Here is a 25,812-nt window from a genome sequence, read left to right as displayed (position 1 = left end):
ACGTCGGCCGGTTAAGGCGCGGTCACTGGTTGGGGTAAATTATTCGTAATTTCAGTGAGAAAGCCGTGACACGGCGCACAGAGCGCGCCCTTGTTCATCCTCCGAGGAAGAGGCGATAGGCGTCGTTCGACGTCTCGTCCTCATAGGGGTAGCCAAGGGTGGCAAGGCGCGCCTCGAAACGAAGCCGGTCGCCCTCGGGCACCTGCACTCCGACCAGCACGCGGCCATAGTCGGCGCCGTGGTTGCGGTAGTGGAACAGGGTGATGTTCCAGCTCAGCCCCACCTCGTCGAGGAATTTCAGCAGCGCGCCCGGCCGCTCCGGGAACTCGAAGCGGAAGACGATCTCGTCCGTGAGGCCCGGCACGCGCCCACCCACCATGTAGCGCACATGGAGCTTGGCGGTCTCGTCGGCGCTGATATCGATTACGTCGTAACCGAGTCTCTCGAGCTGGCCGATGATCTCGCTTTTCTCGCGCTTGGCATTGGCGAGCTTGAGGCCGACGAAGACATGCGCCTTGCTGCCGCCGGCATAGCGGTAGTTGAACTCCGTCACCGTGCGGTTGCCGAGCACCTGGATGAAGCGGCGATAGGAGCCGGCCTCCTCCGGGATGGTCACTGCCAGCAGGATCTCGCGCGCCTCGCCGACCTCGGCCCGCTCGGCGACATGGCGCAGGCGGTCGAAGTTCATATTGGCGCCGCTGTTGATGGCGATCAGCGCGCCGGAACGCTGCGGCTGGGCCTGCGCATAGGCCTTCAGGCCGGCGAGCGACAGGGCGCCGGCGGGTTCGGCCAGCACGCGCACATCCTCGAAAATGTCCTTGATCGCCGCGCACATGGCATCGGTATCGGCCACCAGCACGTCATCGAGCAATTCCCGGCAGACGCGGAAGGTTTCCTCGCCTGCCTGGCGCACGGCGACACCGTCGGCGAACAGGCCGACGCGATCGAGCACCACGCGCTCGCCCTTGGCGATCGCCGCCTTCATCGAGGCAGCATCCACGGGCTCGACGCCGATCACCTTGATCTCGGGCCGCAGGAACTTGACATAGGAAGCGATGCCGGCCGCCAGGCCGCCGCCGCCGATCGGCACGAAGATCGCCTCGATCGGATCGGGATGCTGGTGCAGGATCTCGACACCGATAGTGCCCTGGCCGGCGATCACGTCGCCATCGTCATAGGGATGCACGAAGGTGAGGCCATGCTCGCGCTCGAGTTCGCGGGCATGGGCATGGGCCTCGTCGAAAGCATCGCCATGCAGCACCACCTTGCCGCCCCAATAGCGCACCGCCTCGATCTTGATGGTCGGCGTGGTAATCGGCATCACGATGGTGGCCGCGATGCCGAGCCGGCTTGCCGACAGGGCCACGCCCTGGGCATGGTTGCCGGCCGAGGCGCAGATCACGCCGGCAGCCTTGGCTTCCGGCGACAGGCGCGAGATGCGGTTATAGGCGCCGCGGATCTTGAAGGAGAAGACAGGCTGCAGGTCCTCGCGCTTCAGCAGCACGGGGCCGTCTAGACGCTGACCGAGCCGCACCATTGGATCCAGCGGGGTCTGCTGGGCAACGTCATAGACCCGGGCATCCAGAATTCTGCGGACGTAGTCGATCACAACACACCTGTCTTTCAATGAGGTGTTATCTAGGACATGCTAACGTGTCGCGAAAGACAGTATTGTCGGTCCTCAGCCCGGCGGTTTTTGCATGGCGAGTCACGTTTGATTCCCGCTGTCCGGCAAAGATACACTGCTTGCCTCTTCAATCGCCGAGTACGGTCATGAACTGCCTCGTCCGCCTGTTTTTCCTCGCTGTCCTGATGCTGGTCGGTCTTGCCCCGGCCCAGGCCGCGCAGAAGGCGGCGCTGGTGATTGGCAACGGGGCCTATCGTTCGGTGACGCCGTTGGTGAACCCGCCGAACGATGCCGCCGACATGGCGGCCTCGCTGGGGCGGATCGGCTATGCGGTGACGCTGGTGAGGGATGGCGACCTGCAGGCGATGAATGACGGCTTGCGGGCCTTCCTGCGCGATGCCGACCATGCCGACAGCGTGGTGATCTTCTATTCGGGCCATGGCGTGCAGGTGAAGGGCCGCAACTATCTGATCCCGGTCTCGGCCAAGATCTCGGACGAGCTTGATCTCGACACCCAGGCGCTCTCGCTCGACAAGCTGCTGGAGCTGGTGGACGGGGCGTCCCCGAAGGTGAAGATCGTGATCCTGGATTCGTGCCGTGACAACCCGCTGACGCGCACGCTGGTGCGCGGCGCCGGCACGCGGGGGCTGGCGCGCGTCGATCTCGATGCCGCCGAGGCCAGGGGCACGCTGATCGCCTTTTCGACGGCGCCGGGCTCGGTGGCGCAGGACGGCTCGGGGCGCAACTCGCCCTTCACCACGGCGCTGCTGGCCCATATGGAGACGCCGGGCCTGGACATCCGGCAGATGTTCGGCCAGGTCCGGGCGGATGTGGACCAGTCGACGCAGGGCGGCCAGACACCCTGGGTGAACGAGGCGATCATCGGCTCCTTCGCCATGGCCGGCACGGTGGAAAACCCGCAGCCCGTCAAGACCATCGCCGTGGAACCTCAGGTGCAGCCTCAGCTCCAACAGCCCGTGGAAGCGCAGTCGCAGATCGCGTTCCAGGCGCCAACCGATCAGGCGCAGACGTCGTTACAGCCCATCTCCCCACCGGCGGACCAGTCCGGCCCGCAGCAGCAGGCCTCGCTCGACCAGGGAGCCGCCGAGCGCTCTCCGGAGCAGCAGGCCTCGCCGAGCTTCCCCTGCAACGGACAGTTGAATCCCACCGAGGGAGCCATCTGCAACAATGGCAATCTCGCCACGCTCGACCAGACCATGGTCGCTGCCTACAACGTGACCTATGGCGCCCTGCCCAAGGAGATGCAGGCCAAGCTGAGGGCCAACCAGACGGAGTGGCGCGGCCAGCGCGACAATTGCGGCGCCGACGTCACCTGCATCGCCAACAGCTACCAGCAACGGCTGGGCTTCCTCCAGAACATATTGGCGCAGGTGTCCGCGGCGATGCGCGTGCCGCCGAGCTTCCCGTGCAATGGCCGGCTCAACCCCTCCGAGCGTGCCATCTGCCAGGATGCAGGTCTGGCTCGCCTCGACCAGGCCCTCAGCGCCGCCTTCAAGACCAAGTTCCGCTCGCTGCCGACCTATCTGCAGTCGCAGCTGAGCGACAACCAAGCCGCCTGGCGCGCGGCCCGTGATCGCTGCGGCACGCAGGTCTCCTGCCTGCAGGCCGCCTACATGCAGCGGCTCGTTTATCTGCAGTCGGGGCAATAGGGCACGGCCGCGGTAGCCGTCCCGCCTCAATGCGCCATCTTCAACCGGTCCCGCATCATCCAGCGGCTTGTCATCAGCACCGCCACGACTGCAAGCCCGCTGACCAGGCCAAGCCAAATTCCCGAGCCACCAAAGCCGAAATGAAAGGCGAGCAGGACGCCGAGCGGCAGGCCTGCCACCCAATAGCCGAAGCCAGCGATCAGCATCGGCGCCGTCGTATCGTGCAGGCCGCGCAGCATGCCTGACGCCACGACCTGGGCCCCGTCGACGATCTGGAACAGGCCGGCAAAGACCAGGAACAAGGCGGCCCGTTCCACCACCACCTGGTTGGCCGGATTGGAAAGATCGATGAAGCCGGCGATCAGCAGATGCGGCGCCGTCAGCATGAGCACGGCCATCGAAGCCATGAAGCCGACGCCCATGGCATAGGCTGTCCAGCCCGAGCGGGTGGCCGCCAGCCGGTCCCTGGCACCATAGGCCATGCCGACGCGCACCGTTGCCGCCTGGCCGAGGCCCAGCGGCACCATGAAGCTCACCGAGGCGATCTGGATGGCGATGCCATGGGCAGCAAGATCCGTCTCGCCGAGCATGCCCATCAGGATGGCGGCTGTATTGAACACCGCCACCTCGAAGAGCAGGGTGACGGCGATGGGAATGCCGAGCCTGAAAATGCGGCCCAAACGTTCGAAATCGGGCTGGCCAAAGCGATGGAACAGCCGGTAGCGCCGGAACTTGGGAAGAAAAGCGAGCGAGGCCGCGAGCAGCAGGAACATCGCCCAGGTGGCGATGGCCGTAGCGATGCCGGCGCCGGGCGGCCCGAGCCTGGGCAGGCCGAGATGGCCGAATGTCAGTCCCCAGGCCAGCACGGCGTTGATGATGATGCCGCAGAGGGCAGCCCACAGCGCGGCACGCGGCTTGCCCATCGCGGCGGCGGTCGAGCGCAGGGCGATATAGCCGATGAAGGCGGGCAGGGACCAGGCGAGGCCGTGGAGATAGTCGGCAGCCTCCCGCGCGATCGCCGGATCCTGATGCAGCAGGAGCAGGATAGACTCGCCGTTGAGCAGGCAGCCCAGCCCCGGGATCGAGACGATCGCCGCGGCCCACAGGCCCTGCTGCATGGTGCGCCGGATATCGTCGGGGGCACCGTCCCGTGCGCCGAGGGAACTCGCGACCAGCGGCGTCACGGCGGTGACGACGCCCAATCCACAGATGGCGAAGAAGAAGAAGAGGTTGTTGGCGAGCGTCACGGCGGCCGTGGCCAAGGGACCGATCTCGCGCATCAGGGCGAGATTGGTGGTGGTGAGCGCGAGCTCCACCAGATTGGTCAGGATCAGCGGCCAGGCCAGGATCAGAGTTGCAAGTGCTTCCTTGCTCCAGCTCTGGTTGCTGCCGAGGCCAGCCTGAGGCCCCGAGCGCGGGGACACGGTACCCATGGTCGTTTCCATTCCATCTTCAAAATTGGAGCGGGGGCCCCTGGCGGTTTTGCCAGCGCGGCCCCCGTTCGTCCGTGAGCCGGTCTTGCGACCGGGAAGCGTTCAAGGCACCGGTCCGAAGACCGGCGCGCCGCTCAGTCGAAAGCCTCCACTATATTGTCCTGCACTACCACCGGCTTCGGCCGCTCGATATTGGGCAGGAAGATCGTCAGAAGCCCGATCATCGGCAGGAAGGAGCAGACCTTATAGACGAATTCGATGCTGGTGTGATCGGCCAGGAAGCCGAGCGCCGCTGCGCCGAGGCCGCCCATGCCGAAAGCGAAGCCGAAGAACAGGCCGGCGATCATGCCGGTCTTCCCCGGCACCAGCTCCTGCGCGAAGACGATGATGGCCGAAAAGGCCGAGGACAGGATGAAGCCGATGATCACGGCGAGCACCGTCGTCCAGGTCAGGTTGGCGTAGGGCAGGGCGAGCGTGAAGGGCAGCACGCCAAGGATCGATACCCAGATCACATATTTACGGCCGATGCGATCACCCACCGGGCCGCCGATCAGTGTGCCCGCGGCCACCGCGAACAGGAAGATGAACAGGTGTAGCTGAGCATCCTGCGCCGACAGGCTGAACTTCGAGATCAAGTAGAAGGTCAAATAGCTCGACATCGAAGCCATGTAGAAGAACTTCGAGAAGATCAGCAGGAGCAGGATGCCGATCGAGCCAATCACGCGGGCCCGCGAGAGCGGCGCCGTCATCAGGTGCGACTTCGGCTTGGCGCCCGCCGTGCGGCGGCGATAGGCGGAATACCACGTGCCGACATTCCACAGGATGACCATGCCGGCGAGGGCGATCACCGAGAAGCTCGCCACCGAATGCTGGCCGAACGGCAGCACGATGAAGGCTGCGAGCAGCGGCCCGATCGAGGTACCGAGATTGCCACCGACCTGGAAGACCGACTGGGCCAGCCCCGGCTTGCCGCCCGAGGCCATGCGCGCCACGCGGGAGGATTCGGGATGGAAGATCGAGGATCCCACGCCCACCAGCATGGCGGCGATCAGCACCGCCTCGAAATTCGGCGCGTAGGCGAGCAGCAACAGGCCGCACAGGCTCACACCCATGCCGATGGCCAGGGAATAGGGTTGCGGCCTGTGATCGGTGTAGAGACCGACGAAGGGCTGAAGCAGCGAGGCGGTGAGTTGGAAGGCGAGGGTGATCAGCCCGATCTGGCCGTAGCTCAGCGCGAAATTCTCGCGCAGCATCGGATAGATCGAGGGGATCAGCGACTGCAGCGTGTCGTTGAGGCAATGCGAGACGCTGATCGCCAGGAGGATCGAATAGGCCGTGCGTTCGGCGCCGAAGGCCGATGCTCCGGAAGGAGCGGCGGAAGAAGGCAATGTCGCTGCTTTGGCGTCCATACGTCGTCACTAGTCCGGCGATGCCGACGGCGCGTCATCGCTGGCTATCCCTTTGCTGTGGCACGAATAATCAGCGTTCTGGCCCACGCCAGCGCCGACCCTGCCCAAATCCGCGGGGCTGGTGCGGGGAAATAAATAAAGGAAATCGCGGGAGCCGCCCGCTAAACCGTTTTACCTGATTGGCTGCACCGAGGGAATATTTGGTCAGCCGGTCAAATATGAAAACTGGTTATGTGACTCATCACATCTATGCGATGGAAACCGGAACAAAACGTCGCCAGCGGTATTATTTGCCGCCGAAGAGATCTGTGCATGAAACATCTTTCCATGGCCCTGCTCGCCGGCGCCTTCACCTGCCTTGCCGGTCCCGCTTGGGCCGGGCCGCGCGAGGTCTTCCTCGCCCATCTGCAGCAGGCGATCCGCCAGAACGACATGGACTGGATCGGCTCTCACCTCAGCTTTCCCGTCACCATCCGCGGCAAGCATCGATTGGTGCTCAGGAGCCGGCGGGCCTTCGCCAATTTCGATTCGGCGCTGATCAGGCCGACGCTGCGTGCGGCTGTCCTAGCCGAGAAGCCGGAGGACTTGTTTTTGAACTGGCAGGGCATGATGATCGGCTCCGGGGAGCACAATGTCTGGGTGTGCGATGTCTCTGCCGATCCATCGAAGCCTGATTACCGCATCTTTGCGATGATCGGTGCCAATTGAGGCGGGCAGGGCGCAATGGGCAGGCGAGCGATGAGCAGGTGTAGAACGGGGAAAGTCTGGCTGGCTGTGACAGCCTCGCTGCTGGGCGGGATGGCCCTCTCGGCGGTACAGGCCGACGAGGTGCCGCTGGCATTCGCCAAGGCGAGCGATGTTGCCAAGGGCGTACACGGCTTCCCGCGACTCGCGGCAGGCGATGCCATGTCCCGCAAGATCAACGCGGCGCTTGCTAAGGGCGACGCCCGGGCCAAGGCTGGCGCCCGCAGCTGCCTCGCCGAGGCGGGCAAGCGTGGCGACTGGTCCCGTTCGGTCGAGATCACCATGAAGGGACCTCGCTTGGTCTCTTATGTCGCGACGGATGACTATTTCTGCGGCGGTGCCTATCCCGACACCTCGACGCAGGCCTTGGTCTACGACCTGACCACCGGGATCCCGGTGGACTGGGCGAGGTTCCTGCCGCCGGCCCTCCTCGGCGAGAAGGGCACCACCAAAGCCGCTGACGGCACCGTGCTTGGCACGCTCTCCTCGCCGGCGCTGACGGCGCTCTATGTCAAGGCCGTGAAGCCTGCGGATATCGATCCAAGTTGCCAGGATGCACTCGACTCGCAGCCCCTGCATTTCCTGGCCTGGCCCGACGCCAAGGCGGATGGTCTCGCGCTGCTACAGACCGACCTGCCGCATGTGACGGCAGCTTGCGGCCCGGCCGCGACCGTGCCGATGGCGGAACTGCGCAGCGCGGGCGTCGACCCGGCGTTGCTCGATGCGATCGAGGCCGCGCACAAGGCATTGAGGTAATTGGAAGGGCGAACGTCCGGTCCGCTCTTGGAAACGGCGTGCTTGTTCCTGAAGCGCTGCGGTCCGTGCCGATCTCCAGATCGGCAAGGAACCTTTCATGACAACGCCCAGCGACAAGGACGAGAAGCCGAGACGTCCGTGCTCCAAATAAGAAACGCGATCATGGCAGGCCATGATCGCGCTTCGGACTTTTCGGTGCGGGCGCCGCCGTTCTGGACGGGGCGATCTGCGAAATCAGATGGCTTCGTTTTCGGCCGAGGCGACGCGGTCGACATGGCCGCGATAGATGCCGAGGTCGAGCATCTCGCGGTAGCCGAGCTGCCGGCGGACATTGGCGATGCGGCGGCGGTTGCGGAAGGCAACGACCCGGGTGGCGATGGCGTTGAGGAGGGACACGGTGGTCACTGTCGTAGTTCCAAAAAAGAGGTTTCGTTCGTTGGCGTGGTGTATACGCGAATTGTGATATTTTTTGTGCAAAATCGCACGGCGCTGCCTGTATATCGGTCATGTGATTTTCGCATGGTTTAGAAGGCGTTAAGCCCCCTTCCAGTAGGGCATTCAGCGCCGTGCCAAGTATTTATCCACTGCCGTCATTTTAGGCTCCGCGCCATGGCCGGGCCGGGGCGGTGCGCTGACCAGCCCGTTGTCGTGCCAGATTGGCTCCTCGACCAGCTCGAATTGCATCGGACCGGGCAAGGGCTTGAGCTCGAAAAGCACCGCCGAGCGGGTCGCCAGCGACAGATGCAGGCTCGCTCCCGTAAGCACCGCCGTCGACCAGGCATGGGCGTTGACGATGCGGCCGGCATCCTCGATCGCGGCGGCAGCAAGGCGAAAGCCGGTGATGCCCTCGGCGCGGGCCGGATCGATGCCGAAGATGTCGACAGCTTCGGTCTCAATCCAGCGCCGATAGCCCGCCGGCTGCCATTCGCGCTCGCCGGCGGCGATCGGCACGCTCACCGCAGCCTTGAGCGCAATGTGGTCGGCGACGCGGCCGGGATGGAAGGGCTCCTCGATCCAGGCGATGTCGTGCTCGGCCATGCGGTTCACGGTACGCACCGCCGTTGGCAGGTCCCAGGCGGTACCATTGCCGGCATCGACCATGATACCTCCCGCCTTGCCGATCTCATTGCGCAAGGCGGCGACCAGGGCGACATCGTAGTCGGGATCGCGGCCGGCCTTCGATAGGCCGCGCTTGCCGAGGCCAAGCTTGGTGGAACGAAAGCCATTGGCGAAATGGGCGGCGATCTCACGTACCGAGTCCTCGATGGTCGGCTGGTTGACATGCAGGCTCGCGCAGGCGGGCAAGGTCTCGTGCTGGGGGCCGAGCAGCTTGACCAGGGGCTCGCCCTTGTCCTTGGCGGCGATGTCCCACAGCGCCATGTCGATGGCGGAGAGAGCGAAGGACGCGATGCCGCCCTCGCCATACCACCAGCTGTGCTTCTTCATGGCGTCCCAGCAGCCCTGGGGGTCCAGCGCTTCGCGCCCGCTCAACAGGGGCAGAAAGCCGTCCTCGATGATGGCGACGGTGGCCTTGCAGGCTTCCGGCCACATGGCGATGGCCTCGCCCCAGCCGCGGATACCGGCGTCGGTGTCGACGGCGAGCAGCACGGTCATTCGCAGATTGTTGAAATCGTTGGGTTCCGGCCAGCGCAGCACATAGGGCGTCATTCCGGTAATCCGCATTCCCACTCCCCGACTTTTCTTTTTTGTCATCCCGGACGAGCGCAGCGAGATCCGGGACCGTGTAACGACAAAGGCGCCCTTCGCGTCATCCGGTCCCGGATCTCGCTTCGCTCGTCCCCCTCATACCTGTGAAGCAGGCATGAGCTGAGGATGACATTCCACCTTGGCAGTTTTGGCAAGCCGTGTTATCTCGACAGAAATACAATTGGTCAGGCCAAAAGACAAGGCCGGCAACCCTGGGAGGGAGTTATGAAGCGCATGAACCGGCGTGGTGTGCTTATTGGTGCATTGCTGATGTCCTCGACGCTGCTGGCGTCGGCGGCCCTGGCGGAAGACTTCCATGGCTTCGACCCCGATAAGGCCGATGGATCCATGCCCACGGCCCAGCAGCTTGCCGACATGGTGAAGGATGCAGCTGCGGCCTCGAAGCCGCGCAATGGCTCCAATTTGGTGATCGGCTTTGCCAACCTGCAGCGTGACATCGCCTTCTGCGTGAAGGTAGAGCAGGGCCTGGTGGCCAATGCCAAGGCAGCCGGCATCGACCTGCAGGTCGCCGACAACCGCCTCGACGGAGCCACGGCGCTCGCCAATGCGCAGAGCTTCATCCAGCGTAATGTCGACTATGTCGTCGAGTTCCAGACCGATGCCAATTTCGGCGCCACCATCATGCAGCAGATGAACGACGCCAAGACCAAGGTCACGGCAATCGACATTCCGATGCCTGGCGCCACCTTCTTTGGCGCCAACAATCCGCGTTCCGGCTTCATGGGCGGCTCCTATCTCGGCCAGGCGGCGATCGCAAAGTTCGGCCTCGACAAGGTGAAGCAGGGCTATCTCGTCATCGGCGAGCTGCCGCAATCGGGCGCCATCCCGGCCATGCGCACGGGCGGGCAGGTGGCCGGCTTCATCGCCGCCGTCGACGGCTTCCCGGCGAGCCAGGTGATCAAGATCGACTCGAAGAACACCCGCGAGGAGAGCTTCGCCCAGATGAACAACGTGCTCGGCCGCATCCCGCCGGGCGTGCCCATCCTCGTTACCGCCATCAACGACCAAGCCGCTACGGGCATGCTGCAGGCGGTGAAGCAGGCTGGGCGCGATGCCGATGCGCTGGTGGTCGGCATGGGCGCCGACGAGGTGCAGACCCTCGTGGACGAGCCGGACTTCATCGCGTCGGTCGGCTATTTCCCGGAGCGTTACGGCAACTACATCATCCCGCTCGCTTTGATGCAGCTCGCCGGCAAGAAGACTCCGGACACGGTGCTGGTCAACCATGTGATGGTGACCAAGGCCAATGTCTGCAAATTCTACACCGACCAGAAGTGCGCCTCGGGCGATACGCTCGACTACAAGTTCCCGGCCGACAGATTCGCCGCGCATCTGGCTTCGCTGCGTCAGTCGCCTGACCTCAAAGGTTTCGAGAACCTGATCCCGAGTGATTGAGCGGGGCATCGGTGTGCCGGTCTTCAGACCGGCATGGATCCTCAGCGGTTGAGACAAAGATGCCGGTCTGAAGACCGGCACACCCAGGGAGGTCCCCATCATGCCGAGTGGCACTCCGAGATTGCAGATGCAGGGAATCGGGAAGTCCTTTGGCGGCGTCCCCGTGCTGTCGCAGGCGGATCTCGTGGTGGAGGCCGGCGAGGTGGTGGCGCTGCTGGGCTCGAACGGCGCCGGCAAGTCGACCCTGATGAAGATCCTCACCGGCGTCTATTCGCGCGACCAGGGCTCGATCATGGTCGACGGGCAACCGGTGCTGTTCACCGCGCCGAGCCAGGCGGTTGCCGCTGGCATTCGTCTCTTGCCACAGGAAATCTCCGTCATGCCCGACATGACGGTGGCCGAGAACATCTTCCTCGGAGAGCTGCCGATGAGGCGCAGCTTTGGTTTTTCCGTGGTCGATGACACCGCCATGCGCCGGCGTTCGCGCCAGCTTCTCGAGCAACTCGGCTTCGGTTCGATCGACGTCGACATGCCCGTCAAGCGCCTGCCCGTGGCCGAGCAGCGCATCGTCGAGATCGCCCGTGCCCTGGCGGGCGATGCCTCGGTGCTGATCATGGACGAACCCACGGCCGCGCTGACCGAGCAGGAGGCGCAGATGATTTTCCGGATCATCCGCCGCCTGAAGGAGCAGCAGGTCTCGGTAATCTATATTTCGCACCATTTGTCGGAAGTCTTTGAAATATCGGATACAATCGCCGTACTGCGTGACGGGCGCAACGCCGGCACGTTCACCACCGCCCATACCAGTCGCGACGAGGTTCTCACCGCCATGCTCGGCAATGCGGTGGGCGATCTCTATGTCACCAAGGCCGATGATGCTTTCGGCAAGGACGTGCTGACAGTTGCCGGTCTCTCGGTGCCCGGCAAGCTCTCCGACGTTTCCTTCTCGATCCGCGCCGGCGAGATCCTCGGCGTGTTCGGCCTGGTGGGTTCGGGCGTCGAGGTGCTGGGACGCGCGCTGTTCGGCGTGCTCGGACCGCTCCAGCACGGCACGGCGACGCTCGCGGGCAAGCCCTATCATCCGCGCTCGCCGATGGAGGCCAAGCAGGCCGGTGCCGGTTTCGTTGCGGCCGAGCGCAAGAAAGAGGGCATCATCGCCGACCTCACCGTGCGCGAGAATATCGTGCTGCCTTTCCAGGAACGCTTCGTACGCTGGGGCAATGTCTCGCGCATGGCGGAGGAGAGACAGGCGAAGCACTGGATCCAGGGGCTGGGTATCCGCACGCGTGGGCCGGAGCAGAGAATCCGCACCCTTTCCGGCGGTAACCAGCAGAAGGTCTGCATTGCCCGCTGGCTGGTCGACGGCATCCAACTCCTCATCCTCGAGGAGCCGACGCGCGGCGTCGACGTCGGTGCCCGCAAGGAGATCTACGCCAAGCTGCGCGACCTCGCCGACCGTGGCTTCGCCGTCTTCGTGCTGTCCTCCGACGTCGAGGAAGTCGCCGGCGTGTCCGACCGCTCCCTCGTGCTCGACCGTGGCCGTATCGCCAGCAGCTTCAGCCGCGGCGCAACGCCGGCGGACCTGATGGCCGCCACCAGTTCCGATCCCGCTTTCGAAGACGCCTGAGAGATCCCATGGCCCAGCAATCCGGTACGATGACATCGATGCTCGCCAAGCCATGGGCCGGTGTGGCCGTGCTCCTGGTGCTCTATCTGTTGATCATCGCGGTCTTCTCGCTGCTCTCGCCCTTCTTCCTCGACTGGCGCAACATGCTCACCATCGGCGCCACCGTCGCCTATATGGGCCTGATGGCAGCGCTCGGTACGCCGCTGATCATCGCCGGCGGGCTCGATTTGTCGGTGGCCGCCATCGCCGGCCTGACCGGCGTGGTGATCGCCTTGCTTTACAGCGCCGGGCTTAACATCTGGGTTGCCGCCTTCTGCGCCCTCCTGGTGGCCGCAGCCATCGGCGGCTTCAACGGGCTGCTGACGACGCGCCTTCGCATGAATCCCTTCATCGTCACCCTCGGCGTGATGTCGATCGTCTCGGGCTCTGCCTTGGTGCTCACGGGCGGGCTGACAAAGCCGCTGATGGTGGGCAGCTTCAACTGGGTCGGCAGCGGGCGGTTCTTCACCATTCCCGTGCCGCTGATCCTGATGCTGATCACCTTCCTGGTGCTGTGGCTGGTGCTGACACGCAGCAAGTTCGGGCGCTTCGTCTACGCCACGGGCGGCAATCCGGAAGCTTCGCGGCTGATCGGCGTGCCGGTGGTGAAGACGCTGATGATCCTCTACGTGCTGTCGGCCCTGTCGGGCGGCTGCGCGGGTATCATCCTGGCCGCCCAGCTCGGCGCGGCCGGGCCTGCTGCGGCGGCCCAGAACCTGCTCACGGTGATCGCGGCCATCATTCTCGGCGGCACCTCGCTGATGGGCGGACGCGGCAGCGTCTGGGGTACGCTGCTGGCGGTGCTGATCCTCGGCACGCTCAACAACGGCCTGACGCTGCTCGGCATTTCGAGCTTCTGGCAGGACATCACCCGCGGTGTCGTGCTGCTGCTGGCCGTCGGTCTCGACCAGTTCAGAACCCACGCGCTGGGGGATTGAGGAATCATGGCCGAGCCAGAGGAATTCCTGCCGATCGAGCGAAGTTCCATCGCCGAGCAGGTCGCCAAGAAGCTGCTGGACCTCATCCGTTCGCGCAATCTCAAGCCGGGCGACATGCTGCCGACGGAGCGGGATCTGGCGGCGATGATGCAGGTCAGCCGTCCCAGCGTCCGAGAGGCGATCCGCGGCTTGCAGATTCTTGGGGTGCTAAGGGTGCGGCAAGGCTACGGCATCTATGTCTCGCCACTCGATGCCGCTGATCTGCTCGGCCCGCTGCAATTCCTGCTCACGCTCAATGCCGAGAATATCGACGCGCTCTACGAGATCCGCCGGCTCGTCGATGTCGGCATCGCGCGACTTGCCGCCGAGCGTATCTCGACACCCGATCTCCTGCGATTGAAGCAGCAGATCGTGGTGCAGCGCGATCTTCTCTACGACCCGCTCAGCTTCCGCGCGTCCGACCTCAAATTCCACACCATCATCATGGAGGCGACGGGCAACCCCTTCATGGTGCGTACGGCGAGTTCCCTCTATCTGCTGGGAGCGGAATATCGCCGCCTCGCCTCGGAGACGCCGGGCGTGCTTCGCCAGTCCCTGGCCGATCACGAGGTGATCGTGGCGGCGCTCGAAAAACGCAACGGCGAGGCCGCTGCCAAGGCGGTCGAAGACCATCTGCACAATGTCCACCGCTCCACCGTCGATGCCATGGAGAAGGATCAATGACGAGGAAAGCGCGTATCGGCGTGATCGGCGCCGGCTGGTGGGCTGCCGTCAACCACATTCCGGTGCTGAAGGCCAACCCCGATTGCGAGATCGTCGCGGTCAACCGCCTCGGCGCCGCCGAGCTTCAGGAATTGCAGAGGAGCTTCGAGATTCCGCTCGGCTTCGAGGATTGGCGGCAGATGCTGGATGAGGTGGCGATGGATGGCGTCGTCATCGCTTCGCCCCACACGCTCCATCACGAACACGCGGCGGCGGCGCTGGCGCGAGGCTGCCATGTCGTGGTGGAGAAGCCTCTGACCACGAATACCGAGGATGCGCGTGACCTGGTGCGCCGTGCCATCGATGCCAGGCGCGAGATCATCGTGCCCACCGGCTGGAACTTCAAGGACTGGGCCGAGAAGGCGCGCGAGTTGGTACAGGACGGCGAGATTGGCGAGATCCAGCATGGGGTGCTGCAGATGGCCTCGGCGCTGGAAGACCTGTTTGCCGGCCAGCCCATGAAGGAGACGGAGGGCCAGATGTTCCGCCCGCCGGCCTCGACCTGGGCCGATCCGAACAAGGCCGGCGGCTATGGCTGGGGCCAGCTTGTCCATGCGCTCGGCCTGTTCTTCCGCATCACCGAACTGGAAGCGGCAGAAGTTTTCGCCGCCACCGGCAAGTCGCCGGCCGGGGTCGACTATTACGATGCCGCCGTGCTGCGCTTCGTGAATGGGGCCACGGCTTCGGTCTCGGGCGCCGCCACCGTGCCGAAGCATCGGAGCTTCCAGATCGACCTGCGCCTCTTCGGCTCGGAGGGCATGCTCCTGCTCGACATCGAACGCGAGCGCCTCGAAGTGCGCCGCCGCGACGGGCGCGACATCGTGGTTCCGCTGGCGCCGGGTGAGGGCGGCTATAGCTGCGAGGCTCCGCTCACCACCTTGGTCGATCTCTGCCTCGGACGTCCCGTCACCAACCGTTCGCCGGGCCATACCGGCATGCGCGCGGTGGAAGTGCTCGACGCCCTCTACCGCTCGGCCGCCTCGGGACGGTTGGAGACAGTGTAATGACCACGAAGACTTCCGCCATGAAACTTTCCTTGACCTCCTGGTCCCTGCGGGCCTGCAGCCTCGATGAGGCGGCGGCGATCTCAAGGGTGCTTGGCATCAATGCCCTTGACGTCGGTTATTTCTACCGGCCGGCGCTCGACAAGGCCGAGTTGCTCGCCAACCCCGGCAAGGTCGCCGAGCGGGTGCGTGGCCTCGGCATCGACCTGCCGAATTTCTACCATCTGTTCGGCTCAACACTCTCTGATCGCAATCTCGCCAATCCCGCCAACCGGCAGGCCAACGAAGCCGACCTCAAGATCGTGGCGGGCTTTTGCAGGGAGGCCGGCATTCCCACGATCTTCGTGCTGCCCGGTGTGTGCAACCCTGGGCAGGGCCGGGCCGAGGCGCTGAGGGAATCGGCGGAGAGCCTGCGTCGTCTGCTGCCGCTCGCTGGGGATCAGGGCGTGCAGCTCACCATCGAGCCGCATGTGCATTCCTTTCTCGAAAGCCCGCAGCTTGCGCTCGACCTCCTCGGTGCGGCGCCCGGCCTTAAGCTCACGCTCGACTATGCTCACTTCGTCTGCATGGGCTGGCGACAGGATGAGATCGATGTGCTCGCCCCGCACGCTGCTCATGTCCACCTGCGCCAGGCCAAGCCCGGTGCGCTGCAGGCCAAGGTGCATCAGGGCACCATCAATTTCGAGGCGCAGCTCGCCACCCTGCGCGACGCGGGCTACAGCGGCCGCCTGTCGCTCGAATATGTCCACCAGGACTATATGGACACGCTTCATGACGACGTGCTTACCGAGACGATCGTGCTGCGCGACCTGGTGAAGGCGTGGCTGTCATGAGTGGGCAGGAAATCGCAGTCGTCGTCGGTGGCCTCGGCGGCATCGGCGCCGCCATCGTGCGCAAGCTCAGCAATGATGGCTTCCATGTCGTCTGTGCCGATCGCGCCGGCGCACCCGTCCGACCGGGGGAAGCAGCTGCAGAGAGCGTCGACATCGATATCACGGATTCCGCCTCGGTGGAGGCGGCCTTTGCCACGGTGGAGAGTCGCCATGGTCGCCTCGACGTTCTGGTCAATGCCGCGGGCATTCATATGCAGAAGCTGCTGGTCGATACCGATCCAAACGAATGGGATCGTATCCAGCGCGTCAACACGCGCGGACCGTTCCTGACCTGCCGCGCCGGCGCAAAGGTCATGATGCGGGCGCGGCGCGGGCGCATCATCAACCTCACCACCCGCCTCGGCTTCGGCAATCCCTATTCCTCGGCCTATATCGCCTCGAAGAATGCGCTCTGGGGCCTGACCCAGTGCCTCGCCGTGGAACTCGCCGGCTACGGCATCACCGTCAATGCGGTGGCGCCTGGCCATGTCGGTCCTGGGACCGGCATGGAAAAGCAGTTCCGCGAGAAGGCCGAGAAGCTCGGCATGAGCTGGGAGGCTTTCGAGGCGCAGGTGATCAAGACCATCCCCGTCGGCCGCTGGTGCCGGCCGGAGGATGTCGCAGCCGCTGTCTCCTGGGTGGCGTCGCCGGCAGCCTCCTTCGTGACTGGCGAGACCATCAATGTCACCGGCGGCTTCGTCGGCTATGGCTTGGCGCCACCGATGGAGGAACGCTTCACGGGAGGCAAGGCATGAGCGGCAAGGATCTGCGGAGAGGAGGGATCGACCGCCTCACCATCGAGGACATCGTCTCGCCTGGCTTCTCGACACCCTGGGATGCGCCGATGGTGCCGCCCTTTCCTTTCACCTTCCGCAATGTCGAGGTGCTGACGCTGGTCTGGCGCACGACGGAGGCCGCCGTGGCGCGGCTGCTTCCGCCGCCGCTGGAGCCGACCTCCGATGTGGTGTTCGCCCATATCTACCGCATGAACGATGTCGAATGGCTGGGCGCCTATGGCGAGAGCAATGTCTCGATCGGCTGCCACCTGCCTGGAACGGATATCGCCGGCTCCTATTCACCCTATCTGTTTCTCTCCTCCGATGTCGGCGTGGCACATGGCCGCGAGGTGCATGGCCAGCCCAAGAAGCTCGGCAACCCGAAACTGGAGGTGAGGGGCGATCTCGTCGTCGGCGTGGTGGAGCGCAATGGCATCGACATCCTCACTGGGACGCTGCCGACCAAGCAACAGCCCGACAGCCTGGAAAGCCTTAACCGGCATTTCGACTTCGCCGAGAACATCAATCTGAAGGCGGTCGACCATATCGACGGGCGGCCCGCGATCCGCCAGCTTACGGCGCGGCGCTTGTCCAGCGTCATTGTGCACGAATGCTGGGGCGGCCCGAACACGGTGGAGCTGCGCCCGAATGCGCAGGCGCCCATCCATCGCCTGCCCGTGGTCGACATGCTCGACGGCCTGCACTGGCGCACCGACTTCACGCTCGTGCCGGGCCGGATCATCCACGATTATCTCGAGGGTCGGACGAGATAAGACGCGCGTTTTCCTGCAAAGCCACCCCTAGGAGCCACACCCGATGAGCCATCACGCCTGGGTCCTCGAAGTCCGTCCCGGTTATGAGGACGACTACAAGAAGCGCCATGACGAGATCTGGCCGGAAATGCCGGAGGCCCTGCGCAAGGCGGGCATACGCAACTACAACATCTTCCGCCATGGCCTTACTCTGTTCGGCTATTTCGAGACGGACGACCTGCAGCGCACCATCGACGTGCTCAAGGATGATCCGGTGAACGCGCGCTGGGGCGCGTCGATGGCGCCGATCATGAAGATCGAGATCGACGAGCGGCGCGGCTTTCCCTTCCTGCTGCCCCTGCAGTGGCACATGGATTGAGACGATGGTGCGCGATCTCAAGGGAGAGGTGGTCATCATCACCGGGGGAGGACGCGGCATTGGCGCCGCCGCGGCGCGCGCGCTGGCGGGCTACGGTGCCCGCGTGATTGTATCCGCCCGTAGACAAGAGGATGCGCAGGCCGTGGCGTCGTCGATTGTCGGCGGCGACGTCCTGGCTGTCGGCTGCGACGTCTCGCGTTGCGAGGATGTCGCGCGGCTCGTCCAGAATGCGGAAAGCCGCTTCGGTCCGCCTACCGTGCTCGTCAACAATGCAGGTGTCGTCGCGCCGATAGGCCGGCTGGACACGCTCGATCCGGAGGCCTTCGCCGCTGCCGTTCGCACCACGCTGGTCGGCGCCGCCTTCGCGGCGATGGCGGTGCTTCCGGCCATGGTAAAGGCGGGACGTGGGCGCATCATCAACCTTTCCTCCGGAGCCGCCCATCGGCCGATGGAGGGCTGGAGCGCCTATTGCGCCGCCAAGGCCGGCGTCGCCATGCTGACACGCTCCATCGCGCTTGAATATGGCGAGCAAGGCATCAAGGCCTTCGGCTTCGCGCCGGGCGTGGTGGATACCGGCATGCAGGCAGAGATCCGCGCATCCGGCATCAATCCGGTCAGCCGTCTGCCGCGTGAATCGCTGGCGTCGGTCGACCAGCCCGCAAAGGCGATTGCGTTCCTGTGCACGGCCGAAAGCGATGAATATGCGGGGCAGGAGATCGATATACGCACGGATACGTTCAGGGCCGCGGCGGAGTTGCCAGTTTAGCGCGGAGTGTCGACCTCCTGGTCGACACTAGTTTTCCGCAGACGCGACGTTTCAAGCATGTCGACCAGGAGGTCGACACTCCATCTCTCGCTGGGAACTGCCATGCCTGACAAAGACCGCCTCGTCGTCGTCACCGACTATACTTTCCCGAGCCTGCATCACGAACAAGCGGCGGCGGGCGCAGCCCGTTTCGCCGCGCATCAGTGCCGAGATGCGCAGGCCGTCGCGACGGCGGTGAAGGGCGCCGATGTCGTGCTGGTGCAGTTTGCCCCGATGACCCGGGCGGCTCTTGAAGGCCTTGCGCCGGGCGGCCGCGTCATCCGTTATGGCGTCGGCTACGACAATATCGATGTGAAGGCTGCCGCCGGGCTTGGCATCGAGGTCGCCTACGTGCCCGACTACTGCACAGATGAGGTGGCCGACCACACCGCGACTGCGCTGCTCGCCGGTCTGCGCAAGCTGGCTGCCCTGGATGCCAGTGTGCGAGCCGGGCAATGGGCGGCCGTGGCGGTGTGCAAGCCGATGCGTCCCTTCCGGGACTCCACGGTGGGTTTTCTCGGCCTCGGCCGCATCGGCCGCGCCGTCATGGAACGGCTCAGGCCCTTCGGCTTCAGCTTCCTCGTCTTCGATCCCGCTCTGTCGGAAATACAGGTCGGCGCGCTCGGTGCGAGCAAGGCAGCGACGACGGACCATCTCTTCGCAGCCGCCGATGCACTCGCCTTGCATGCGCCCTCCACGCCTGCCACCCGTGCCATCGTCAACCGCGCGACGTTGGCGCGCATGAAGCCGAATGCGATGATCGTCAACACCGCGCGGGGTGATCTCATCGATGCCGCTGCATTGGCGGAGGCGCTGGCGAACAACCGCATCGCCGGTGCCGCGCTCGATGTCTTCAACAGCGAGCCGCTGCCACCGGACCATGTGCTGCGCGGCGCGCCCAATCTGCAGCTCTCACCCCATGCCGCCTGGTATTCGGACGCCTCGATCGACCGGTTGCAGGCCCTTGCCGCCGAGGAAGTCCGGCGCGCGCTGGCGGGTGAGCCGATGCGCACTCCGGTACCAATCCCGAAATAGGGAATACGCTTTCACGTTCCCGTTCTCCCCATACGGTAGGTTTCTGTTCAGCCCTGTGCTTTATTCCTCGCCACTGTGGTGGAATTGGCTGCAAGCCGCACAAGATCGCGATCGGGAGGACTGAATGAAAAGAATCTGGCTGGCGGCCTTCGCCTTGTCGATGTTGGCCCCCCTTGCGGCCGCCCAGGCCGACGAACCCATGAAGGGCACGTTCACGGCCCATCAGGCCTGCCCGGCGTTTCTGTCGATCCGCAAGCAGACCAATCCGGGCAATGTCGAGTTGGTGCCGGAGCAGAGCTACAGATTGCTTGCCGCTAACAAGCCCAACCCGACCTATTACCGCGTCGAGGTCGAAGGCGCCCAACCTGTCGAGCGCTGGGTACCGGTGGATTGCGGTGAGGTGAAATCGGCTGACGGCACCACGGTGCCGGCGCCTACCACGCCTTCCCAGCCCGCGCCGGGCAACAATACGCCCTCCGGTGGTGGAGGCGGGGCTTCCTACGTCTTCGCCATCAGCTGGCAGCCTGCCTTCTGCGAAGGGATGCCCGGCAAGACCGAATGCAAGACCCAGACGCCAGAGCGCTTCGATGCGACTCATTTCACCTTGCATGGCCTCTGGCCGCAACCGCGCGGCAATGCCTATTGCGGCGTGCCTCAGCAGGATGTCGAGGCCGACAAGGCTCATCGCTGGGAGGATCTGCCCGAGCCACAGCTCGACCCCGCCACCCGCACGGCCTTGGAGCAGGCCATGCCCGGCACAGCCTCTTTTCTCGAGCGCCACGAATGGGTTGAGCACGGTAGCTGCTTCTTCGAGAAATCGGCCGATGCCTATTTCCGCCGCGAGGTCGCTCTGATCGGCCAGATCAATGCGTCGCCGGTACAGAAGCTCTTCGCCGACAATATCGGCAAGGAGATCGAGACCAGCGACATCCGCCAGGCTTTTGACCAGGCCTTCGGTAACGGCGCCGGCGACCGCGTGCGCGTGGCTTGCAAGCGTGATGGCAACCGGCGCATCATCACGGAGCTGACTATCGGCCTGCGTGGCGAGGTCACCGACAATGCTTCCCTCGCCACCCTCATCGCCGGCGCCTCGCCGACCGACCAGGGCTGCACGTCCGGCATCGTCGATGCGGTGGGGCTGCAGTAGTTGGGGCGCGAAGTTGGAGTGGCGATCTCTGATCGCCATTCTTGCAAACGGGGCAATTGCGGGCATGGAAGATGGCGGTCTGAGACCGCCGCTCCGGGCTTGGTGCGTCTCGTTCCGTAAAGTTATGCGCTCCAACTGATCTAAGACCTTATGGAAACCTCTCTCTACCTCCCCATCAAAGCCTTCCTGGAAACTCTTGATTTTTCTGTGAAAGGTGAGGTCGGCGGCTGCGATGTCCTGGCCCTGCGCGAGGGCGAGCCGCCGCTCCTCGTTGTCTGCGAGCTCAAGCAAAGTTTCAACCTCGAGCTCGTACTCCAAGGTGTCGACAGGGCTGCTGCCTGCGACGAGGTCTGGCTTGCCGCGCGCATTTCGGTGCGTGGCAAGGGTCGGGAGAGCGACAAGCGCTTCCGCAATCTCTGCCGCCGCCTCGGCTTCGGCCTGCTCGGCGTCTCAGACCGGGGCGAGGTGGCAATCATCGTCACGCCGGAGGCGCCGTTCCCGCGCCGCGAAGCAAGACGGCGCTCGCGCCTGCTCGCCGAGCACCGCAAGCGCCAGGGCGATCCCGTCACAGGCGGCTCCACCCGCGTGCCGCAGATGACGGCCTATCGCCAGCAGGCCCTCGTCTGCGCTGCCGCCCTCGCCGAATGCCCGCTGCGGCGGCGTGACCTCGCCAGGCTTGTGCCCGACGCCCCGAAGATCCTGCAGGGCAATGTGTATGGCTGGTTCGAGCGGGTGGACAAGGGCATCTACGGCCTGACGCCCAAGGGGCGCGAGGCGCTGGAGCGCTGGCCGCAGGAAAGCGCGAGCATGGCGCAGGTTTCCTGAATCGGCAGAGATGAGCTAGCGTGTCCTACTCCTCGGATCAATCTACCATGAATCGCAAGATGCGCCTGATACCAACCCATTGATCTCGAAATCCACTCCCGCCTGAACGCATTTTGCTCTGGTGAACGGCGGGAATTGTTTGCGAAGGATGCCATGGCCGCCCATAAGAAACCCGGCAAACCGAAGACGCCACCAAAGTCTGGTGCTTCGAAAACGAGGCAGCCCGAATTGGACGCGGCCTTGTTCGACGCGCTGCAGGAAATGCTAAGCGGGGGGCGTCTTGGCAATCTCTTCGACGAGCCCGACACGCCTCAGGAACTGATCGAGGAAATTGCAGCGCTTGAGACCGATGAGGGCAGGGGACTCTTCGAGGATCTCGTCGATGCCCTCTCCGATATGCGCATCGAGGCCAATAGCGGCAGCCGTCAGGCGCGGCATGAAGTCAGGGAGCTGTTGTCCTGGCTGGAGCAGCGCATCAAACAGCCTGACTTGGGAGGCTCGAAGCTGGTGATGGTCGCCCAGGCTTTCGGCGCGGCGAACCTCGCTCTGGGCCCCTCCCTGCAAGCCGCCGTCGCCCAGCAACTCCGGGATGGCTCCGGTGGGGAGCAGGTCGGGAGCAATAGCCTTGAGACGCTGCTTGAAGATCTCGCGGATGAAATGGATGGCGATCCGCTGGAGCACTTCGACGCCCTTTTTCACATCGCGCGTTACATGCCGGAGGAGGCCAAGTGGGAGATCGCAGCGAAGTTGGCCAGCGGCCAGGATCCACGGTTGCGAGAGATGACCCTCGGCTTCCTCTTGACGGCAGACGATCGTACGGCTGGCGTCATCTGTGACACCCTGGTCGCCTCGGCGGAGCAGAATCCGCCGGAGTCTCGCTTGGTGTCGCGGCTGGCTTTGATACGCGCCCTGGTTCAACCTGATCGCGCACGCCGCATTGATTCAGTCCTGGCCGCCCTCGGGCCTCATGCGGTGCCATCCCTTCCCGATAGAGTAGTCAAGTTGACGGGGGTATTCGCCTCGGTGCCAGATGGCGCAGGCGCGACGACCATCGTCGCATCCGCGAAGGGACGACCGAGCCAAACGATCTCGCTGCTGATCAAGACCGGCCTGGGGATCGTTGAAATGAGCGACCTGGAAGGTATCACCGGGCAGCGTCTCAAAATGTTGTTCGAGCAGTCGGGCATCCATGCTTACCCGGCTTCGCACAGCTATATTGCCGCACGGCTGGCAGCGGCGGTGGCAGAGAATTGGGCGGCCGGCACGCCCGTGCCTCCGCTGTTGGTGCGCTTCATGGAACTGCTCGAACTGCCGGTCCTGCCGGAGAACAATTTCGAGCCCGAAGTCCTGTTCGACGAGATCCTGGGCGGCGTGCTGCTGGATGCGTCAAGCCCCGAAAATCAACGAACCGCCCTCCAAAAGCTGCAGGACGCTGGTGTCCTGATCGAGACATGGTTCGAATCCAGCGACGAGATCGATGCGCTACTGAGCAAGATCCGCTCGCGCAACAAGCGCGTGGAAGCCCTGCTCACAAGCTACCTGCCGACACGGCGCTGGTTCTGGATCCGGCAGTGCGCTTTGACCGCCGCCATACTGCGCGGGCAGAAGGGGCGCGACGGCAAGCTCGCCGTTTGGGTCGCTGTGCTTGGCAAGCAATTGTGCGGTACCCGCCCCTTGGCCGAGAGCCCGCTCATGCAGGCAGTTGCCGAGGGCACGATCAAGGCGTTCATGTTGCAGTGAGGCAGCAGGCAGGACAGGCGCGTTGCCTTAGCACTGTCATTCCGGATCTTCCCTCGCCCCCGACGGGGCGCCGCCTTCACACGAAAGGCGTGAAGATATCCGGCCGTTTCGGCAGGAGGCGCTGGAAGTAGCGCCTTCCCTCCGGGGAAATGGCGTTGCTCCCTGCGAAGAAACTGTCGGGCATGTGGCGCGTGCGGCCGGCGACCTGGTCGAGTGAGACGATGCGCGGCGTCGTGCGGTGGCCGTCATAATGCAGCACCACCGAGCCGCTGCCGGCCGTGAAGGCGCTTTGGGCGGCGAAGGCGCCGGCCTCGAAGGCCTCCTTGGCATCCGTCTCGTCGATCACGCCGATATAGCCGCGCAACAGATAGCCGAGCGTGTCCACGCGAGTCCTCGCTTTAGGGAAACGTTCCTTCAGGGCGCGCTGGATTTCGATGCCGAGATCCCCGCCCGAGAGCTGGACATTGCCATGGGCGTCGTGCTCCAACGCGCCGGCTGCAAGCACCTCGGCCAGCGGGCGCCCGGTCTCGTCCTGCACGCCTTCGGACATCGAAACGATACAATGTCCGGTGCGCGTGTAGATGGCGTCGACATCGTCGAGGAACTGAGCCACCGAGAACGGCTTTTCGGGTGAATAGATCAGATGCGGTGCCTCGTCGGCCGATCGCTGCCAGCCGGCCGCGGCGGCGCTGAGGAAGCCGGCGTGCCGGCCCATGACGATGGCGACATAGATACCGGTCATGGCGCGGAAATCGAGGTCGACGCTCACGAAGGCTTTTGCCACGAAGGCGGCCGCCGAGATAAAGCCGGGAACGTGGTCGTTCTCCATCAGATCATTGTCGATGGTCTTGGGCGCATGCACGAAGCTGCAGGACCCGGTCGACTGCCTGCTCAGGATGTCGAGCGTTCCCGCCGTGTCGTTGCCGCCGATGTAGACGAAGGCGCGCGCCTCCACCTTCTGCAGCGCGGCAAGGATCTTCTCGCAATAATCGGCGTCGGGCTTGTCACGCGTCGAGCCGAGGCCGGAATTGGGGGTATGGGCGAGGCGCAGGAGGTCAGCTTCCGAAAGCTGGTTGAGGTCGACCAGATCGCCCTTGGTCAGGCCGCGCACACCATGCCGGGCGCCGAGAATGCGCAGGGACGGGTCGTGCCGCCGGGCGGCGACGATGGCGCCGCAGAGCGTCTGGTTGATCACGGCGGTGGGGCCGCCGCCCTGCGCGATGACGATGGACGACATGGAACCTCCCTTGCTTACGCTGCGTCTCTAGAGCGTTTACGCCTGGACGCGCTTCGCGCTTGTGGACGCCAGCCATAGAAGCGGAGTTCAGCGCCGCTTACAACCGTCGTTGCAGGTCATGCACGGCAACGAACAGGCAGCGGCGAGATCGGGTCGGTTTGGGAGGCAGGCGACCGGTAACGCAGCGCGCTCGGCCTCCCCTTGCATGCCGCTAACCCATGCGCTACATACTGAACCACATGGTTCAGTATGCGAAAGCCCGCCTCGATGCCTCGTTCGCTGCGCTGTCGGACGCCACCCGACGTGGCGTTCTGGAGCAGCTCGGACGTGCTGACGCTTCGATCACCGACCTTGCCGGGAAGTTCCACATGACCCTAACGGGTATGAAGAAGCACGTCGGCGTCCTGGAGCAGGCGGGGTTTGTCACCACGGAGAAGGTGGGGCGCGTGCGGACCTGCAGGCTCGGCCTGCGCCGACTGGAGGAAGAGGCGGCATGGATCGAGAGGTACCGTCAGCTCTGGGACGCACGCTTCGACGAATTGGGCAAGGTTGTCGAGGAACTGAAACAGAAGGAGAAGGTCGATGGACGCAAGAGGAGAGAGTGAGCCCGCTCCCATGAAGAACCGCACGACGGTGGAACGGAGGTCCGAGCGCGAGCTGGTCGTTACGCGAACCTTCGACGGCCCGGCGCGTATCGTGTTCGAGGCGTGGACCACGCCCGAACTGCTCAAGCGGTGGTGGGCACCGAAATCGAATGGCGTGTCCCTGCTTTCCTGCGAGGTGGATGTTCGTGTCGGGGGCAGGTACCGTTTCGAGTTCGGCCATGATGCGTCGCAGTCCATGGTGTTCTTCGGCAGGTACCTCGAGGTGACACCGTACTCGCGCCTCGTCTGGACGAATGAGGAAAGTGATGACGGCGCCGTCACCACGGTGACCTTCGAGGAAAAGGAGGGCAAGACGCTGCTGGTCCTCCACGAGCTCTATCCCTCAAAGGAAGCTCTCGACCTTGCCATCGCCGGGATGGAGGATGGGATGCCCGAGCAGTTCGAGCAGTTGGACGAGCTTCTCGTCACGCTGGGCGCAAGCATGGGACGGACGTGAAATCTGGGGCT

Annotated in this window: 25 protein-coding genes; 19 read left to right on the top strand and 6 right to left on the bottom strand. The window is 64.5% G+C overall.

Translation table 11 applies throughout. From position 1 onward, the window contains the following. Nucleotides 1-94: 94 nt before the first annotated feature. Nucleotides 95-1,609: a threonine ammonia-lyase, biosynthetic gene (gene ilvA, locus ACMDCR_RS22390; RefSeq protein WP_413988744.1), complete on the bottom strand. Its 1,515-nt coding sequence runs from the start codon at nt 1,607-1,609 to the stop codon at nt 95-97. A 164-nt stretch (nt 1,610-1,773) separates the two neighbouring features. Here ilvA and ACMDCR_RS22385 point away from each other — a divergent pair, with 164 nt between their 5' ends. Further along, a complete protein-coding gene (locus ACMDCR_RS22385) occupies nt 1,774-3,297 on the top strand; it encodes a caspase family protein (RefSeq protein WP_413988743.1) in 1,524 nt (507 codons plus the stop codon). A gap of 26 nt (nt 3,298-3,323) precedes the next feature. Here the strand turns inward: ACMDCR_RS22385 and ACMDCR_RS22380 are convergent, their stop codons facing one another. Continuing rightward, nucleotides 3,324-4,730: an MATE family efflux transporter gene (locus ACMDCR_RS22380; protein ID WP_413988742.1), complete on the bottom strand. Its 1,407-nt coding sequence runs from the start codon at nt 4,728-4,730 to the stop codon at nt 3,324-3,326. Nucleotides 4,731-4,864: 134 nt separating this feature from the next. After that, nucleotides 4,865-6,139, bottom strand: a complete 1,275-nt coding sequence (locus tag ACMDCR_RS22375; protein ID WP_413988741.1) for an MFS transporter — start codon at nt 6,137-6,139, stop codon at nt 4,865-4,867. A gap of 312 nt (nt 6,140-6,451) precedes the next feature. Here ACMDCR_RS22375 and ACMDCR_RS22370 point away from each other — a divergent pair, with 312 nt between their 5' ends. Next, the gene (locus ACMDCR_RS22370; RefSeq protein ID WP_413988740.1) at nt 6,452-6,847 is read left to right on the top strand and encodes a hypothetical protein; all 396 of its coding nucleotides are present in this window, start codon (nt 6,452-6,454) and stop codon (nt 6,845-6,847) included. A gap of 30 nt (nt 6,848-6,877) precedes the next feature. Beyond that, nucleotides 6,878-7,639, top strand: coding sequence for a hypothetical protein (locus ACMDCR_RS22365; RefSeq protein WP_413988739.1), 762 nt, complete (start codon nt 6,878-6,880; stop codon nt 7,637-7,639). Between the two features lie 234 nt (nt 7,640-7,873). On the opposite strand, the gene ACMDCR_RS22360 is transcribed toward ACMDCR_RS22365, so the two are convergent. Further along, the gene (locus ACMDCR_RS22360) at nt 7,874-8,044 is read right to left on the bottom strand and encodes a hypothetical protein (RefSeq protein ID WP_413988738.1); all 171 of its coding nucleotides are present in this window, start codon (nt 8,042-8,044) and stop codon (nt 7,874-7,876) included. 153 nt (nt 8,045-8,197) lie between these two features. Further along, a complete protein-coding gene (locus ACMDCR_RS22355) occupies nt 8,198-9,322 on the bottom strand; it encodes a mandelate racemase/muconate lactonizing enzyme family protein (protein WP_413988737.1) in 1,125 nt (374 codons plus the stop codon). 249 nt (nt 9,323-9,571) lie between these two features. On the opposite strand from ACMDCR_RS22355, the gene ACMDCR_RS22350 reads away from it, so the two are divergent. From ACMDCR_RS22350 to ACMDCR_RS22285, 14 genes are all read left to right on the top strand, one after another. After that, a complete protein-coding gene (locus ACMDCR_RS22350) occupies nt 9,572-10,762 on the top strand; it encodes a sugar ABC transporter substrate-binding protein (RefSeq protein ID WP_413988736.1) in 1,191 nt (396 codons plus the stop codon). A gap of 127 nt (nt 10,763-10,889) precedes the next feature. Beyond that, nucleotides 10,890-12,389 (top strand): sugar ABC transporter ATP-binding protein, encoded by a 1,500-nt coding sequence (locus tag ACMDCR_RS22345; RefSeq protein WP_413988735.1) that lies wholly within the window; start codon nt 10,890-10,892, stop codon nt 12,387-12,389. Between the two features lie 8 nt (nt 12,390-12,397). Next, complete coding sequence (locus tag ACMDCR_RS22340; protein ID WP_413988734.1) at nt 12,398-13,366, top strand: ABC transporter permease; 969 nt, start codon at nt 12,398-12,400, stop codon at nt 13,364-13,366. A gap of 6 nt (nt 13,367-13,372) precedes the next feature. Further along, nucleotides 13,373-14,089, top strand: coding sequence for a FadR/GntR family transcriptional regulator (locus ACMDCR_RS22335; RefSeq protein WP_413988733.1), 717 nt, complete (start codon nt 13,373-13,375; stop codon nt 14,087-14,089). Continuing rightward, nucleotides 14,086-15,132 carry a Gfo/Idh/MocA family protein gene (locus ACMDCR_RS22330; RefSeq protein ID WP_413988732.1) on the top strand — a complete coding sequence of 349 codons (1,047 nt, stop codon included), beginning with the start codon at nt 14,086-14,088 and terminating at the stop codon, nt 15,130-15,132. The genes ACMDCR_RS22335 and ACMDCR_RS22330 overlap by 4 nt, the downstream gene beginning before the upstream one ends. Further along, entirely contained in the window at nt 15,132-15,965 is an 834-nt protein-coding gene (locus tag ACMDCR_RS22325; protein ID WP_413988731.1) for a sugar phosphate isomerase/epimerase family protein, read from the top strand. The genes ACMDCR_RS22330 and ACMDCR_RS22325 overlap by 1 nt, the downstream gene beginning before the upstream one ends. Next, nucleotides 15,962-16,759 (top strand): SDR family NAD(P)-dependent oxidoreductase, encoded by a 798-nt coding sequence (locus ACMDCR_RS22320; RefSeq protein ID WP_413988730.1) that lies wholly within the window; start codon nt 15,962-15,964, stop codon nt 16,757-16,759. Before ACMDCR_RS22325 ends, ACMDCR_RS22320 begins: the two co-directional genes overlap by 4 nt. After that, the gene (locus ACMDCR_RS22315) at nt 16,756-17,553 is read left to right on the top strand and encodes an acetoacetate decarboxylase (protein ID WP_413988729.1); all 798 of its coding nucleotides are present in this window, start codon (nt 16,756-16,758) and stop codon (nt 17,551-17,553) included. The genes ACMDCR_RS22320 and ACMDCR_RS22315 overlap by 4 nt, the downstream gene beginning before the upstream one ends. A 43-nt stretch (nt 17,554-17,596) precedes the next feature. After that, the gene (locus ACMDCR_RS22310) at nt 17,597-17,911 is read left to right on the top strand and encodes an L-rhamnose mutarotase (RefSeq protein ID WP_413988728.1); all 315 of its coding nucleotides are present in this window, start codon (nt 17,597-17,599) and stop codon (nt 17,909-17,911) included. A 4-nt stretch (nt 17,912-17,915) separates the two neighbouring features. After that, nucleotides 17,916-18,677 (top strand): SDR family NAD(P)-dependent oxidoreductase, encoded by a 762-nt coding sequence (locus ACMDCR_RS22305; RefSeq protein WP_413988727.1) that lies wholly within the window; start codon nt 17,916-17,918, stop codon nt 18,675-18,677. Between the two features lie 102 nt (nt 18,678-18,779). After that, the gene (locus tag ACMDCR_RS22300; RefSeq protein WP_413988726.1) at nt 18,780-19,751 is read left to right on the top strand and encodes a C-terminal binding protein; all 972 of its coding nucleotides are present in this window, start codon (nt 18,780-18,782) and stop codon (nt 19,749-19,751) included. 124 nt (nt 19,752-19,875) lie between these two features. Then, nucleotides 19,876-20,898, top strand: coding sequence for a ribonuclease T2 family protein (locus tag ACMDCR_RS22295; protein ID WP_413988725.1), 1,023 nt, complete (start codon nt 19,876-19,878; stop codon nt 20,896-20,898). Nucleotides 20,899-21,048: 150 nt separating this feature from the next. Continuing rightward, nucleotides 21,049-21,723, top strand: a complete 675-nt coding sequence (locus tag ACMDCR_RS22290) for a DUF2161 domain-containing phosphodiesterase (protein WP_413988724.1) — start codon at nt 21,049-21,051, stop codon at nt 21,721-21,723. 153 nt (nt 21,724-21,876) lie between these two features. After that, nucleotides 21,877-23,463: a hypothetical protein gene (locus tag ACMDCR_RS22285; protein ID WP_413988723.1), complete on the top strand. Its 1,587-nt coding sequence runs from the start codon at nt 21,877-21,879 to the stop codon at nt 23,461-23,463. 76 nt (nt 23,464-23,539) lie between these two features. Here ACMDCR_RS22285 and ACMDCR_RS22280 read toward each other — a convergent pair whose 3' ends face one another. After that, nucleotides 23,540-24,700 carry a diphosphate--fructose-6-phosphate 1-phosphotransferase gene (locus tag ACMDCR_RS22280; protein WP_413988722.1) on the bottom strand — a complete coding sequence of 387 codons (1,161 nt, stop codon included), beginning with the start codon at nt 24,698-24,700 and terminating at the stop codon, nt 23,540-23,542. Nucleotides 24,701-24,939: 239 nt separating this feature from the next. On the opposite strand from ACMDCR_RS22280, the gene ACMDCR_RS22275 reads away from it, so the two are divergent. After that, nucleotides 24,940-25,305: an ArsR/SmtB family transcription factor gene (locus tag ACMDCR_RS22275; RefSeq protein ID WP_413993691.1), complete on the top strand. Its 366-nt coding sequence runs from the start codon at nt 24,940-24,942 to the stop codon at nt 25,303-25,305. Beyond that, nucleotides 25,283-25,801: an SRPBCC family protein gene (locus ACMDCR_RS22270; RefSeq protein WP_413988721.1), complete on the top strand. Its 519-nt coding sequence runs from the start codon at nt 25,283-25,285 to the stop codon at nt 25,799-25,801. Before ACMDCR_RS22275 ends, ACMDCR_RS22270 begins: the two co-directional genes overlap by 23 nt. Nucleotides 25,802-25,812: the final 11 nt, after the last annotated feature.

Source organism: Labrys okinawensis, from assembly GCF_047345005.1.
GTDB classification, from domain to species: Bacteria; Pseudomonadota; Alphaproteobacteria; order Rhizobiales; family Labraceae; genus Labrys; species Labrys okinawensis.
The sequence above is the reverse complement of the archived record's forward strand: the minus strand, read 5'-3'. Positions and strand labels throughout refer to the sequence as shown.